Genomic DNA, 15,611 nt, shown 5'->3' on the forward strand with positions numbered 1-15,611 from the left:
AATTCCTCTCTATTTTTTAAAATAGCTGATTGCTGCAGCCACGGTTATAAATGAGCCAAACACAATTACTAAGGTGTTATTGTCTACATTTGGTAATAGTGTGTCTAGCGCAGTTTCAACACTGTCATATTGCGTACTAGGCGCTGTTGATGTCGTTTCAGCCAATGCCTTTGCAAGGTTTTCAACCTTATCGCCGCGAAAACAATCTAAACTGGCTAACGACCACTCGTGAACAACATCCGCCACAGCTGACATTGCTGCCACTTTATCTTTATCTGCAAGCATAGCGACTAATGCATGAATTTTAAACCCTTGATCTTTATACACGCTTAATTTACGCGCCAAATAACGGGCCGATTCAGGGTTATGTGCCACATCGGTAAAAATAAGAGGCTGTTCATTTAGCTGCTGAAAACGTCCTTCAACTGTTAAATTAGCTAAACAATCGCGTACTTGTAGCTCACTAGGTAGTAAGTCAAGTTTAGCCAATAAGGTCAACGCAGTGGCAGCATTTTGACAAGGGATCGCGGGTTTAGCTAAGCGCCAATCTTTACCTTTGTACTGCCAATTGAAACCTTCACTGTCTTCAGTGAATTTAAAATCACGGCCAGATAAAACCATATCAGCATCAATTTCATTACCGTAATCAGTTACTGTATGCGGAATATTTAAATCACCCACAATTGCGGGTATATGAGGTCGGAAAATACCTGCTTTATCGTAACCAACAAGCTCGCGTGTATCACCTAGGTATTCTTTATGGTCTAAATCTATGGTGGTGATCACACAAGCATGCGGGTTCACGATATTAGTCGCATCATAACGGCCACCCAGCCCCACTTCTAGCAGCACATAATCAACGGCGTGACGTTTAAAAATTGCCAGTGCACCTAACGTGCCGTACTCAAAATACGTCAGTGGTGTCTCACCACGGCCCTTTTCCAGCATATCGAAAGCATCAACATGGAATTGATCGTCAAGCTCTTGGCCATTAATGCGTACGCGTTCGTTGTAACGAATAAGGTGTGGAGAAGCATATGTACCCACACTAAAACCTTGCGCTAGTAATAGGCTTTCTAGGCAACGCGCTGTGGTGCCTTTACCATTGGTACCTGCAATTAAGATTATTTTGCTCGGTGTATCGAGTAAGCCAATTTGGTTTGCAACGCGAGCAACGCGCTCTAGACCCATCTCGATATTGGCAGGGTGAACACTTTCTAAATAACAAAGCCAATCATCAAGGCTTGATGATTGGCTAGGAAGGATTTCTGTCATAGCGATTAATCAGTTAAGCTGAAATTTACGCTACTCTATGCTCTTGTTCAGTAGAAGGCAAGTTCATAAATTTCGCTAAGATACGCGCAAGGGTGTCACGCATTTCACGACGGTCCACAATCATGTCGATTGCACCGTGCTCTAGCAAAAACTCACTGCGTTGGAAACCTTCAGGCAGAGTTTCACGGACTGTTTGCTCGATTACACGAGGGCCGGCAAAGCCAATAAGTGCCTTTGGTTCAGCAACGTTTACATCACCAAGCATTGCCAGTGACGCAGATACACCACCCATTGTTGGGTCGGTTAATACTGAGATAAACGGTAAGCCTTTTTCGCTCATTTTCGCCAGTGCAGCACTTGTTTTTGCCATTTGCATCAATGACATAAGTGCTTCTTGCATACGGGCACCGCCTGATGCTGAAAAACAAATAAGTGGCATATTATGCTCTAAACATTGATCTACAGCTTCAACAAAACGAGCACCGACTACTGACGCCATAGAGCCACCCATAAACGAGAACTCAAAAGCAACAGCAGCAACAGGAATACCTTTTAGGCGACCTTTCATTGCCACAAGTGCGTCTTTTTCGCCGCTTGCTTTTTGTGCTTGGGTAATACGGTCAGAGTATTTTTTAGAATCTTTAAACTTTAATACGTCTTTTGGTTCGTGCTCTGCACCAATTTCTTGACGATCAGCGTCATCTAAAAAGTTTTCAAGACGTTTACGACCACTTAAACGCATATGGTGATCACATTTTGGACATACGTTAAGTGACTTTTCTAATTCTGCTTTATATAAAATTGAATCACAGTCTGTACACTTTGCCCAAACCCCTTCTGGGATTTCTTTTCGGCCTGACGATTTAGTCGTTTTAGGTAAGATTTTTTCTAACCAACTCATTTGCAACTCTCTTAATACTGTTCTGTGTCGCAGTCTGCTTAATTGGGAATACTGATTGATATTTCTGACAACCAATAAACAGACAGATTTTTTCAATTAAAACATGAATTACCCGCAGACGATATAAAAAACTGGTCTTAGTAGTGTACTACCAAGTGTTAACTGTCTAAATCAGGTAAAAACAAAGGCCCTAATGGTGTTTTAGGGATCTCAAACTGCTCAGGGTAATCCACATCCACTAGATAAAGACCCGCAGCTTTAGCTGTCGCACTGGCTTTGGCTCTCTCTTTTAAATCAAGTAACTCTTTTAACCAAACAGGTTCATGCTTATGTAAACCAATGTCCATCAAGCAACCAGTAATATTACGTACCATGTGATGTAAAAACGCATTGGCTTTAATATCAATGATCACATAATCACCTTGGCGTTTTACCGACAAATGGTGAATAGTACGATTTGCTGTATTTGCTTGGCAATGCAGTGCTCTGAACGATGTAAAGTCGTGTTCACCTATTAAGTACTGACAGGCTTGTTGCATTTTAGTTTCGTCTAATGGGTGATGAAAATGAGTAACGCCTTCACTCATAATGGCACCGCGATAGGTATAATTATAGATTACATAACGATAACGGCGTGCTGTCGCACTAAAACGTGCGTGAAAATCTTCAGACACAGGCTTAGCAAAACGAATAGAAATATCTTTTGGTAATAGGGTATTCATTCCCATCGTAAACGCCACCATTTCGCGTTCAGCATGAGTATCAAAGTGCACAACTTGGCCTGTACCATGAACGCCTGCGTCCGTGCGACCCGCACAAACAATCTCAACAGGATGATTACAAATACGCGACAACGCTGTTTCTACTTCTTGCTGTACGCTGTTGACGTGTGATTGACGTTGCCAACCACTGTAACGGGCGCCGTTGTATTCTACTCCAAGTGCTACTCGCATAATGATCTATTTACCTAGTGTGCTAAATGACGGGGCATTCTATGCGATCTGCCCGTGCAATAAAAGCCAAGAGCGCAGATCACATATTGATAAATACTACAGACTAATCTTCTTCGATGTTGTCTTGGCCCTTGGTGCCCTCTTTTGCACGCAATTTATGGTGAATAGCCGATTTAATCAGCATGTAACCACTGATAGGTGCTGTAATGAGCAAAAAGATAGAAATAAGAATTTCTTTTACACTTACACCATCGTGTGTGAAAGTAAAATAAACCATCGCCGCTATTAACAGTGAAGCCATACCCAGTGTCGTCGCTTTGGTGGGCCCATGCAGGCGCATAAAAAAATCAGGCATTTTAACCAAACCGATTGAGCCTATCAGAATAAAGCAACCACCAATTAACAATAAGATTGAAACAACCCATTCACTCATCATTTGTTACCTTATTCAATAATATCGCCGCGTAGCAAGTATTTACATACTGCTACCGTACTCACAAAGCCAAGCATCGCAATTAATAAAGCCGCTTCAAAATATAAATCTGTATCCATGCTCATACCGTAAAGAATGATTAATGCAATGGTATTTATAAACATGGTATCAAGCGCTAAAATGCGATCTGGCACTGAAGGCCCAATAATAAGACGCCATAAATTCAATAAAAGTGAAATGGCAATCATCCCATACACAATGAGGAATACCGTATCTAACATCGGAAAATCTCCTTAAGCGGGGCTTCGTAACGCTGTTTAATCTTATTAATAAGTTCAGCTTCATCTGCTAAATCCAGCACATGAATTAGCAAATAACGTTGCTCAATTTCTTCACCTTCTGCAAGCGACTCTGGAATGGGATACACCTCAGCACTGACCGTACCCGGCGTTAAAGATACTGTACTTGCTAATATCGTAATTGGCATATCATGACTTAAATCAAGTGGCACCTTAACAAAGCCAGGGCGTAGCCTTTTAGTTGGCCCAAGGATCAGTAAGGCAACCTGCAAGTTAGCCGTTACAATATCGTACAAGACTAACAGTAAATGCCTAAATGCAAGGCCAGGTCGAACAATTAACGGCTGTGGATCCCGAAATGGAAAGGTGATCCATGGAATTGTGATCGCAAAAAGGGCTGCAAGCAGTAGATGCCCAGGCGACACACTATTGTTGAGCAACAACCACACGACGAAGAGTAAAACACTGCGAAACGGAGTGGGTAGCCAACGAAAACGAGCTTCTAAACGCATTTAGCGGCCTCCCTGTAGTACATTATTAATACTGGTGTTGATATCGAACAATTGCTCAGATGTCGCAAGCATAAAATCTGAAATTGGACCGGCAAAAATAACCATCAAAGGAGAGCAAACTAACAATAGTAACATCGCCGTGACTTTTAATGGGTGTGCCTTTATACCTTCGACAGCTTCACTTTCTTTGAACTTTCGGTCCCAAAAAAGGCTTGTGCCAGCACGAGAAATAGCAACCAATAAGGCTAAACTTGAAAGTAAGTAAATTGGCCAAAACACCATGCCCTTCTCACTATCTAAGGTACTTTTTAGAATCCAAATTTTACCTACAAAACCAGACAGTGGAGGCATGCCTACTACTGTTAAGGCAGCAATTACAAAGCTAATTCCTAATAAAAAAGGTTGTGCAACAGCACGCCCTGCAACAAGGCGATCGGCCACTTTTCCACGCTGATGCGCAATCAAATCAGCCAGTAAAAAGAGCACAGCACAAACAATCGTTGAATGAACTAAGTAGTAAAGTAACGCCGCAGTCGCCGCTACATTCTGAATAGCGACTAACGCAACCAATGTACCCACTGATACGATCACTAAGTTTGCAATGAGCTTTCTAAAATCTTGGCTTGCAAGAACGCCTATCGACCCCAGAATGATGGTCGCTAATGCAAGCCCCCATAACCAAGGTTGTGCCATGTGTGCAAGCTCACCCGCGTTATCACCAAAGATGACGGTGTACACACGAAGCATGGCATACACACCCACCTTAGTCATGATCGCAAATAAAGCGGCTACAACTGGGGTGGCACTTGCGTAGGTATTAGGCAACCACAAATGTAGCGGTAACAACGCTCCTTTAAGGGCGAAAACTACAATGAGTAGTAAACCACCGATTTTAGCTAAATAAACATCATCACCTGTTAACTGAGGTACTTTCTGGGCTAAATCAGCAATATTTAAGGTACCCACTACGCCATATAAAACACCAAGCGCAATAAGAAATACACTCGAGCCAATCAGGTTAAGAATCACATACTGTAGAGCTGCACGGGTGCTGTGCTTGTCCCCGCCATGCATCAATAATGAATAAGATGCGATTAGCAGCACTTCAAAAAATACGAATAGGTTAAATACATCCCCAGTTAAAAATGCACCGTTCACACCTAAAATTAAGAAATGAACAAGAGGATGAAAGAAGCTTCCTTTTTTATCATCACCTGCGCAGCTATATAGCACGACAACCGCACCTAGTAAGCTGGTCAGCACTACCAGCAAAGTCGCTAGTCTATCTGCAACCAATACAATACCAAAAGGAGCCGACCAGTCACCGATGGCGTATACCATGGGTGCCGTACTATTTACATGAAGTAGTAAAAATGCACTAACAGCAAGGGTTATAATCGACATTAACACCGACATCACACGGCGAATATGAAGATTCTTACCGCATGGAGGCATGAGTAAAATAATGCCTGTCAGCATGGGAATTAAGATAGGTAAAGAAGCCAAATGCTGAATCATTTTCGCTCCTTTGAAGACTTAACTAAATGTCCATCAACATGATCATTACCCAAATCGGCACGACCACGAATTGACAAAATAACGACAAAAGCGGTCATTGCAAAACCGATTACAATAGCCGTTAACACTAAAGCTTGAGGGAGTGGATCTGCATACTCACTGGCACTGCCCAAAACCGCTGCTTTATTAATTGTTAATCGCCCTGATGAAAACAAGAATAGGTTTACCGCATAAGACAGCATGGTTAAACCTAACACGACCGGAAAGGTTCGCGCTCTTAAAATTAAATAAATGCCGCATGCAACCAGCACGCCCACGCATGATGCGTACAATACTTCCATTAAATATTTACCTCTTGCTTGGGTGTATTAGCCGTTAGTTTTCCTAAACTAGCTAAAATCATCAGCGTTGCACCTACAACAGTTAAATACACACCTAAATCAAATACGATAGCACTGGCAAGTTCTGTTTTGCCAACTAACGGTATATCAAAATAATCAAACCACGTTGTTAAGAATGGACGACCAAATGCCCAGCTTCCAACACCTGTGAATAAAGCGATAGCAATGCCCGATGCGATAATCTTACGGTAATTCACATCAAACCGCTCTGCTATCCAATTAGAGCCATTCGCCATGTACTGTAGTATAAATGCAATGGCTGTGACTAAGCCTGCGATAAATCCACCGCCTGGTAAATTGTGGCCTCGTAAAAAGATATATGCAGAAACTAACAATGCCAAAGGTAATAAGCTTTGTGAAATACTTGCAAGAAGAATTGGATAACGCTCCCGCGCCCACGGACGCCCTTCACTATCACTTGCAGGCATAAATAAAGGTAAATTGATAAGCAATTTATAAATACCTAACGCGGCTATACCTAAAACGGTGATTTCACCTAAGGTATCAAAGCCCCTAAAGTCGACTAGAATAACGTTCACCACGTTTGTACCACCACCGCCAGTTTTAGCATTGGCAACAAAGAAGTCAGAAATTGACTCAAGTGGTCTTGTTAATAGCGCATAACAAATACTCGCCACAACCACACCTATAGCCGACGAAATCCCCAGATCACGTAAAATACGTAATGAGCTTGACTCTTTTGGAGTACGCTGTGGTAAGAAGAATAGTGCTAGCATCAGTAGCATCACAGTGACTACTTCAACCGTAAGCTGTGTCAGTGCTAAATCTGGCGCAGAAAAGCGAGTAAAGGCAACGGACACCATCAGGCCTACGATTGAAATCATGATTAAAGATATCATCCGTGAACGATGCCAAAATACGGTTGCTAATGCACCAATAATCAACAAACCAGCACCAATGGCATTATGAAAATCAATAGGCGTTAGCTCACTGGCACCAGCAAGTTGACGCATTTCAAACAAAGGCCATCCAGCGCACAGTAAAACAACCGTAATCATGACAAAAGCGTAGCGTTGCAACGAGCCATTTTCGATATGATTTATCTTCTCTTGTGACCACTTGATCACACGGTATAACCCCCCCTCAAAACCTTTTTTCGCACTGATTGTTGGCAATGATGCTTGGAACTGGAACAAATACTTACGCTGTACATAAATCAGTATTCCGCAGCAGGTTGCAATAAAGCTCATTAATAGAGGTAAGTTAAATCCATGCCAAACAGATAATTTATAATCGGGTGCAGCATCCCCCAGCACAGCGTAGGATGCTGAGGCCAAAATATCACTGACGGCAAAGTGAGGGAACATACCGACCAATAAACACAATACCACTAAAATTTCGATAGGTACGCGCATGTAGCGCGGCGGTTCATGGGGCTCTTTTGGTAAATCAATCGGGTCACCATTGAAGAAAACATCATGTATAAATCGTGCTGAGTACGCTACAGACAAGGCACCCGCTAAAGTCGCTAATACAGGAATAAGCCAAGACATAGAACCCAGTACCTGCTGGTGCAAGGTTTCAGCAAAAAACATTTCTTTTGATAAGAAACCATTTAACAGAGGCACCCCTGCCATAGAAGCGGCGGCCACCATAGCAAGTGTTGCTGTATATGGCATAAAACGCCACATACCATTTAACTTACGCATATCACGGGTGCCAGTTTCATGGTCAATAATACCCGTCGCCATAAACAATGACGCTTTAAATATCGCGTGATTAATAATGTGGAAAATAGCTGCCACAGTTGCAAGTTCGGTATCTAAACCTAACAGCAATGTGATTAGACCTAAGTGACTGATAGTAGAGTAAGCAAGCAGTCCCTTTAAGTCATGTTTAAATAACGCAATGTAAGCACCAACAAGTAAAGTCGATAAACCTGTCATCGCGACTAAAATAAACCACGTATCAGTACCTGATAGTGCAGGATAGAATCGCGCAAGTAAAAATATACCGGCTTTAACCATGGTTGCTGAGTGTAAGTATGCACTAACGGGTGTCGGTGCAGCCATAGCATGAGGTAGCCAGAAATGAAAAGGAAACTGCGCAGACTTAGTAAATGCACCTAATAGTATAAGTACCAGACCCACTTCATATAAGTCGTGTGATTGAATTAATGCTTTACTAGCAAGAATGACATCAAGGTTATAGCTACCAACAATATCACCAATTAAAAGTAAACCCGCTAATAACGCAAGACCGCCCGCCCCCGTAATTGCTAGCGCCATTCTTGCACCTTTTCGTGCTTCTGACTTATGCCACCAATAACTAATTAATAAAAACGAGCTAATACTTGTTAATTCCCAAAATAGCCATAGTTGAATGACATTGTTAGACATCACAATGCCAACCATGGCCGTCATAAATAGCATAAGGTAACAATATAACTTGGGCAGTGAGTCGTTATTACTTAAGTAATAGCGTGCATAGAAAATGACTAGAGTACCAATACCCAAAATCATATAAAGGAATAATAAACTTAACCCGTCAAGTCGAAATGAGACTTGCATATTCAACAGTGGGATCCAATCTGCTGTATAGCGGATAGTTTCACCAGAAAAAACGGCTGGTGTATAGGAAAATACGATTCCAAGAGCAATCAAAGGCGCTAACATGGTCAAAGCAGTGCTTTGATTACGTGTTAGTTTTGAAGTGCAGGATGAAATAACACTGCCAATCAAGGATAACAGGGGTATCCAGAGCAAAGTCATAATAAGGAGCCTTTTAGTGTCATAAGAATATCAATACCGCTGCTAGTTATAATTAGTTGCGTACTGTTCATTTGGATGGTTAAAAGTTGGCTTCAAAAAAAGCTTACAATGCGTATAGTTATACTGATTGGGTGCTATTTTGTCTATAGGAGACACACCTATTCGGCCAACTTTTAACCACTTTACGTATTAAAATAGCAATAAATAAGCGATTAGTCAGAAAATTCTTTAGAGCTTAAAGCTGTTGTTATTACAGGCTTTACACCAATAAAGGCAAAATAATCAGTGTACCTTACTGGCTTTGTTAAGGGGGAGTTAATTTGTTTTAACCAAAGTTGGCGATATTGTTCAGATAATCCCACCTTTTGGTATTGCATTATTGACCAATGAAGACTGGGTTTATAAGCCATTTGGTTTTTGCAAGCCACACTTTTCTGCCATCCTTTTGGCGGCAAACTGTTACTTGCAATAAATAAATTAGGCGCCACTAGCCCTTCTTGCTGGCACAACCATTGCTGTTTTTGTTCTGGCAATGGGTATTCATCCTCAAAACCATTAAAGTGCATTAGCTCATGTAGAAATACTGCATATGATTGGGATGAATTAATATGCATAATACCACCTTGTACGTTTGCACTCCCCTCTTTCGACATCATGACAATAAAGTCAAAACCAGCTGGCCATGTGTGGTTCTTTGCTTCTCTCCAGTCACATTGCAATGCGTTATTATTTTCCTCGCAGCGATATTGGTTGCCTACATAAACAACATCGCTAAAACAAAAGCTATTCATGGCAGGCTCTGGATTAGACTGATATTGGCCTTTAAAAGATTGTAAAGCAGCAATACCACTTTTATGATCCGCCATCATTAACACATTAAAATGGCATGTTGGATTTGTTGTAATAGCGTCTAACGACAAGGCAAAATTATGTAAATTGGCATACTCGCTTGTTATTTTAATAGTAGGCATGCTTTGTTGTAAAAGCCATGTTTGCTTAGCGTCACCATCGGGTAATCGATTTGTCTTCCATAATGACTCCAGAGCATTCCACTGCTCGTTTATTACTAATTGCTTAGCGAGGTTTTGCTGCTGTTGCAAGTCAAAGAAGTCAAACTGGGTTTGCCACCACAATTGCGCCGCAGAAACATTACCTTGCTGTAAAAAACGCAAAGCTAGCTGATATTTGGCATCGGTATTATCAAGCTCAGCCAAATGACGAAGTTGTGAAGTACTGAGTCTAGCTAATTGCGTATTAACAACATGAGGTGCTAAATAGTAAATAGCAGCAGTTTGGGAAGGTGTTTTGCCAATATAATAAAGATAAGACGGTGAAAAGTAGGATACTGAGCTTGAGAGTCCAGACAAACTCAGTAATAACCCTACTAACAGGTACTGATTAGCTCGCGTCTTCACCAGCCATTAACTCAAGCTCTAAACGTGCGTATTTATATTCAACAAACTCATGCACATTTGTAGAAAGGGCTAATCTAAAGTAATCAGCAGCGAGGTAGCTATCACCAGCAGCTTGATGTAATTTAGCTAAATAAAAGTAGGCTTCACATAAACGATGAGCATACTCTTGTTCTGACGTTACGCCTTCGATAATGCCAGATAAAAACTCAAATTCGCTAATATCGCCCAAATAAAGTGCTAGAAGTTGATAACCCCATTGTGATTCATCAACCCCTTGTGCATTCGCTTTAAGATCAAGCAACGCTTGCTCTTTATTTGCTTCTGCTTGAGCGAGGTACAACCAAAGCACACGATAAGGATCACTCGGCGCTCGATTTAGAAACTGTTGTAAATCATCCGCAGCCAGTAATGGACGTTCGCCATAATAAAGCGCAATACCGCGGTTTAAATAGGCATATTCATGCTGCTCATCTAACTCTAAGGCTGAATCGAAAAACTCATACGCTTGTTCGTATTGCTGCATAAGTGTGTGATGAATACCTAAAAAATTATAGACTTCAGCAAGATCTGGTTTAAGCTTTATAGCACGATTAAAGTCTATTCGTGCCAATGTTGACATCCCTAAGCTATCAAATAGCACACCGCGATCGTAATATAGTTTTGCTTGCTGCTCTGGGCTTAGATCCGTTCTATTTAATAACTCTGAATAGCGTGCAATCGTAATTTCATTGCGAAAATCAGAAGCCAACGGCGCTGTGAATGGCACATTAACAATAGGCAAAGACTCAGGTTGTGACGTTGTTTGACATGCACTTAAAGAAAAAAGAGCCACGGCGGTCAATGCTAAGTGTTTAAAATTCATTAAAATCCTTAATACCTGAAGAATGCTCTGTAGACAAAGTCGAAGCTAATAGGTTTCATTAAAGCATAAAAAAAGGGGCTAAACAGCCCCTTTTTCTGATATCCAGTAAATTACTGGTCAATCAATCATTATTCAGCGTCTTTTGGCTCTTCTGCTTTTTCTTCAGCAGCTGGTTCCATCGCTTCTTTAATGCTTAAACGTACACGACCTTGGCGATCAACTTCAAGAACTTTTACTTGTACTTCTTGGCCTTCGCTTAGGTGATCAGTTACGTTGTTAACACGCTCTGTGCTGATTTGTGAAATGTGCACTAGACCGTCTTTACCCGGAAGGATATTAACGAACGCACCAAAATCAACAATACGTACCACTTTACCTGTGTAGATGGTCCCTACTTCTAGCTCTGCAGTTAATTGCTCGATACGCTTGATAGCATCGTTTGCGCTTATGCCGTCAGTTGCAGCGATTTTGATTGTACCGTCATCTTCGATTTCAATCGTCGTGCCAGTTTCTTCAGTAAGTTGACGAATAGTTGCGCCACCCTTACCAATAACTTCAGCAATTTTCTTCGCAGGAATTTGCATTGTGTAGATGCGTGGTGCGAACTGAGATAACTCTTCAGAAGGAGCTGAAATCGCTTCGTCCATAACACCTAATATGTGTAGACGTGCTGCTTTCGCTTGTTTAAGCGCGATTTGCATGATTTCTTTAGTGATACCTTCAATTTTGATATCCATTTGTAGTGCTGTGATACCGTTTGAAGTACCCGCTACTTTAAAGTCCATGTCACCTAAGTGATCTTCATCACCTAAGATATCAGAAAGAACAACGAAATCTTCGCCTTCTTTAACTAGACCCATCGCAATACCAGCAACAGATGCTTTAATTGGTACACCGGCATTCATAAGCGCTAATGACGTACCACATACTGATGCCATAGACGATGAACCATTTGATTCAGTGATTTCTGAAACAACACGGATTGAGTATGGGAAGTCAGTAAGCGTAGGTAGTACCGCTGAGATACCACGCTTAGCTAGGTTACCGTGACCAATTTCACGACGCTTAGGTGAGCCTACAAAACCAGTTTCACCTACGCAGAACGGAGGAAAGTTGTAGTGAAGCATGAAGTGATTTTTGTTAGTACCAGTTAAATCGTCGATTAACTGTGAATCACGCTCTGTACCCAATGTTGCAGTCACAAGTGCTTGTGTCTCACCACGGGTGAAGATTGCTGAACCGTGAGTACGCGGTAACACACCTGTCATTACGTCTAGTGCACGAACCATATCTGGTTCACGACCATCGATACGTTTTTCACCAGCGATGATACGGCCACGAACGATTTCTTTCTCTAAAGAACCGAATAGCTTGCCAACTTCTTGCGTATCTAGCTCTTCGCCTTCAGCAAGGTTAGCAGTTAATGTAGCAACTACTTCTTCTTTCGCTACACCTAATGCTTCTTTACGCGCTACTTTGTCAGTGATGCGGTATGCTTCACCTACTTTGTCAGCAGCGATTGCAGAGATTTTCTCAGCAAGAGTGATGTTTTTCTCTGGTGCTGTCCAATCCCAAGCAGGTTTACCTGCTTCTGCTTTGAATTCGTTGATTGCGTTGATGATAGCTTGAGATTGCTCATGACCATAAACAACCGCACCTAGCATGACGTCTTCAGATAGTGTTTCAGCTTCTGATTCAACCATAAGTACTGCGTTATCAGTACCAGCAACAACTAGGTCTAATTGGCTTTCTTCAAGTTCAGCAAGTGTTGGGTTAAGTACGTATTCACCGTTGATAAAACCAACACGTGATGCACCGATAGGACCATTGAATGGAATACCAGAGATAGCAAGTGCTGCTGACGTACCAATCATAGCAACCATATCAGGTTGGATTTCTGGGTTAACAGAAACAACTGTCGCGATTACTTGTACTTCGTTTACAAAACCGTCAGGGAAAAGAGGACGGATTGGACGGTCGATTAGACGAGCAATAAGCGTTTCGCCATCGTTAGGACGACCTTCACGCTTAAGGAAACCACCAGGGATACGACCCGCAGCGTACATACGCTCTTGGTAGTTAACTGTTAGTGGGAAGAAGTCTTGACCTGGTTGTGCATCACGCTTACCAACTACAGTAACCAATACTGAAGTATCGCCAATGCTTGCTAGTACTGCGCCGTCAGCTTGACGTGCGATAGCACCTGTTTCTAGAGTCACAGTATGTTGACCTAGTTGAAATTCTTTAATAATTGCTTGCACTTAAAAATATCCTTTAAATGTAAAAGCAACTCAGAGCAGCGCTCCGAATTGGTAAAAATAGTCCATCAAAGTACCAATTACAGTACTTAATTGAACTTGTGCAAAATCAATTAAGTACTACAATTGGCAATGATGTTTTTGATATCTAGGAAGCATCCACTCCCTAGGTGTGCGCTAGTATACCTTTCATACGCGCACAAAAAAAGGGGCTAAATAGCCCCTTTTCTCGTAATCTAGTTCTTAGCGACGTAGGCCAAGCTCTTGGATTAACGCAGTGTAACGTGCAATGTCTTTACCTTTAAGGTAATCAAGCAGTTTACGGCGTTGGCTTACTTTGCGAAGAAGACCACGACGTGAGTGGAAGTCGTGCTTGTGGCTAGCAAAGTGACCTTGAAGCTTGTTGATATCGAAAGTAAGAAGTGCAACTTGTACTTCAGGTGAACCAGTGTCGCCTTCAGCGCGTGCAAATTTAGCGATGATTTCAACTTTTTCTTGATTGCTTAGTGACATAGTAACTCCAAAAATTAATTTAAATTGTGTTTTAGCCGATCACTAATTCAGCCAAAACGATTGAGCGGGCGTATTCTACCCAGCTTTGCTAATAACTACAAGGTAATCTTTACTCAGGCAGTTGATTTGATAAACCGCGCTTTGATTTTAAGTGACCATCTTTATGGCGCTCACCGGTACCAATGAATACCCCATCAGCCATTACTTTTACCGCACCATCTGGTACAGGCTTACCAATCACTACAGTTTGACCATGACTAAATGCCACGCCCTGCTCGTGTGTAATTTCAATCACAGGTAGGTCAACCAAAGCAGTATCCATTGGCAGTAGGAGTTCATCGAGGTAGCTTGAAGGCGCAACATCATCTGCTTTTGCTTGTTGTAACTTTTCTTCAAGTTGTTCAAGAGTGACCATTTTCTCACTTGGATAATGGCCAACTGCACTGCGATGTAACATGATCACATGCGCACCACAGCCAAGCTTTTCACCTAAGTCGTCAACAATAGTACGAATATAGGTGCCTTTAGACACATGTGCCGTCATTTGTACTTCGTTATTCGCTTCATCGAACTCATCAAGCGTTAAACTAAATACATTAATTTTTCGACACTTTCGCGGCACTTCAATGCCTTCGCGGGCATATTTATACAAAGGCTGACCTTGGTATTTAAGCGCAGAGTACATCGAAGGATATTGATCCGACTCACCTAAGAAACTGGCAATTTGCTCAGCTAATTGCTCAGGTGTTACCGAGACTTCACGCGTTTCAACCACTTCCCCATCTGAATCAGACGTTGTAGTTCGCTCACCTAGCTTGGCACGAACGACATAAGTTTTATCGGTATCTAGCAAAAACTGGGTAAACTTAGTCGCTTCACCAAAACAAATAGGCAGCATCCCCGTCGCGAGCGGATCAAGCGCACCGGTATGGCCCGCTTTTTGAGCAAAGTAAATTCCCTTTGCTTGCTGCAACGCTTTGTTTGATGAAATACCTTGCGGCTTATTAAGTAATAAAATGCCGTCAATAGCACGACCTTTAGTGCGTCTAGCCATTAGTCTTTAGTGCCTTCTTCGCTGTCATCTTCGTCTACATGCTTGGCATTGTCTTCACGAATAACAGAATCAACCAAGTTTGAAATACGCATACCTTCCATAAGCGAGTTATCGATTACAAACCGTAACTCAGGCATGATGCGCGCACGAATGCGTTTACCTAATAAAGAACGAATATAACCCGTTGCTTCATTTAAGATTTTAGCACTTTGCTTGGCTTTATCTTCATCATCAGTATTAAACACTGTGATAAATACTTTTGCGTAAGATAAGTCGCGAGATACCTCAACCGCAGACACTGTCACCATGCCTAGGCGAGGATCTTTGATTTCGCGTTGAAGAATAACAGCAATCTCTTTTTGAATTTGCTGAGCAACACGATCTGTGCGAGAAAATTCTCTCATTTCATTTCACTCTAAAATAATAACTTATTGATGTTAAAGAATAAGTTAATTTAATTACGAATACACAAATGGGGGCTAGGC

General features: G+C 41.8%; 15 protein-coding genes. All 15 read right to left on the minus strand.

The window, feature by feature from the left end; genetic code table 11:
* Positions 1 to 9: 9 nt before the first annotated feature.
* A complete protein-coding gene (folC, locus tag L3V41_RS01615; RefSeq protein WP_237127074.1) occupies positions 10 to 1,275 on the minus strand; it encodes a bifunctional tetrahydrofolate synthase/dihydrofolate synthase in 1,266 nt (421 codons plus the stop codon).
* Positions 1,276 to 1,300: 25 nt separating this feature from the next.
* Complete coding sequence (gene accD / locus L3V41_RS01620; protein WP_062569835.1) at positions 1,301 to 2,176, minus strand: acetyl-CoA carboxylase, carboxyltransferase subunit beta; 876 nt, start codon at positions 2,174 to 2,176, stop codon at positions 1,301 to 1,303.
* 158 nt (positions 2,177 to 2,334) lie between these two features.
* The gene (gene truA, locus L3V41_RS01625; protein ID WP_237127075.1) at positions 2,335 to 3,129 is read right to left on the minus strand and encodes a tRNA pseudouridine(38-40) synthase TruA; all 795 of its coding nucleotides are present in this window, start codon (positions 3,127 to 3,129) and stop codon (positions 2,335 to 2,337) included.
* A gap of 103 nt (positions 3,130 to 3,232) precedes the next feature.
* The gene (locus L3V41_RS01630; RefSeq protein ID WP_062569833.1) at positions 3,233 to 3,565 is read right to left on the minus strand and encodes a Na+/H+ antiporter subunit G; all 333 of its coding nucleotides are present in this window, start codon (positions 3,563 to 3,565) and stop codon (positions 3,233 to 3,235) included.
* Between the two features lie 8 nt (positions 3,566 to 3,573).
* Positions 3,574 to 3,843, minus strand: a complete 270-nt coding sequence (locus L3V41_RS01635) for a K+/H+ antiporter subunit F (RefSeq protein WP_062569832.1) — start codon at positions 3,841 to 3,843, stop codon at positions 3,574 to 3,576.
* Entirely contained in the window at positions 3,837 to 4,373 is a 537-nt protein-coding gene (locus L3V41_RS01640) for a Na+/H+ antiporter subunit E (protein WP_062569831.1), read from the minus strand. Before L3V41_RS01640 ends, L3V41_RS01635 begins: the two co-directional genes overlap by 7 nt.
* Entirely contained in the window at positions 4,374 to 5,891 is a 1,518-nt protein-coding gene (locus tag L3V41_RS01645; protein ID WP_062569830.1) for a monovalent cation/H+ antiporter subunit D, read from the minus strand.
* Complete coding sequence (locus L3V41_RS01650; RefSeq protein ID WP_062569829.1) at positions 5,888 to 6,232, minus strand: Na+/H+ antiporter subunit C; 345 nt, start codon at positions 6,230 to 6,232, stop codon at positions 5,888 to 5,890. Before L3V41_RS01650 ends, L3V41_RS01645 begins: the two co-directional genes overlap by 4 nt.
* Positions 6,232 to 9,024 carry a monovalent cation/H+ antiporter subunit A gene (locus L3V41_RS01655; protein ID WP_062569828.1) on the minus strand — a complete coding sequence of 931 codons (2,793 nt, stop codon included), beginning with the start codon at positions 9,022 to 9,024 and terminating at the stop codon, positions 6,232 to 6,234. Before L3V41_RS01655 ends, L3V41_RS01650 begins: the two co-directional genes overlap by 1 nt.
* 212 nt (positions 9,025 to 9,236) lie before the next feature.
* Positions 9,237 to 10,439 (minus strand): hypothetical protein, encoded by a 1,203-nt coding sequence (locus L3V41_RS01660; protein WP_237127076.1) that lies wholly within the window; start codon positions 10,437 to 10,439, stop codon positions 9,237 to 9,239.
* Complete coding sequence (nlpI, locus tag L3V41_RS01665) at positions 10,423 to 11,301, minus strand: lipoprotein NlpI (protein WP_062569826.1); 879 nt, start codon at positions 11,299 to 11,301, stop codon at positions 10,423 to 10,425. Before nlpI ends, L3V41_RS01660 begins: the two co-directional genes overlap by 17 nt.
* Before the next feature lie 128 nt (positions 11,302 to 11,429).
* Positions 11,430 to 13,562 carry a polyribonucleotide nucleotidyltransferase gene (gene pnp / locus L3V41_RS01670; protein ID WP_062569825.1) on the minus strand — a complete coding sequence of 711 codons (2,133 nt, stop codon included), beginning with the start codon at positions 13,560 to 13,562 and terminating at the stop codon, positions 11,430 to 11,432.
* A gap of 240 nt (positions 13,563 to 13,802) precedes the next feature.
* Positions 13,803 to 14,072, minus strand: a complete 270-nt coding sequence (gene rpsO, locus L3V41_RS01675; protein WP_054553172.1) for a 30S ribosomal protein S15 — start codon at positions 14,070 to 14,072, stop codon at positions 13,803 to 13,805.
* A 109-nt stretch (positions 14,073 to 14,181) separates the two neighbouring features.
* The gene (gene truB / locus L3V41_RS01680; protein ID WP_062569824.1) at positions 14,182 to 15,126 is read right to left on the minus strand and encodes a tRNA pseudouridine(55) synthase TruB; all 945 of its coding nucleotides are present in this window, start codon (positions 15,124 to 15,126) and stop codon (positions 14,182 to 14,184) included.
* Positions 15,126 to 15,530 carry a 30S ribosome-binding factor RbfA gene (gene rbfA / locus L3V41_RS01685; RefSeq protein WP_054553174.1) on the minus strand — a complete coding sequence of 135 codons (405 nt, stop codon included), beginning with the start codon at positions 15,528 to 15,530 and terminating at the stop codon, positions 15,126 to 15,128. The genes truB and rbfA overlap by 1 nt, the downstream gene beginning before the upstream one ends.
* Positions 15,531 to 15,611 lie beyond the last annotated feature (81 nt).

Origin of the sequence: Pseudoalteromonas sp. L21, from assembly GCF_021728035.1 — a bacterium.
GTDB classification, from domain to species: domain Bacteria; phylum Pseudomonadota; class Gammaproteobacteria; order Enterobacterales; family Alteromonadaceae; genus Pseudoalteromonas; species Pseudoalteromonas arabiensis.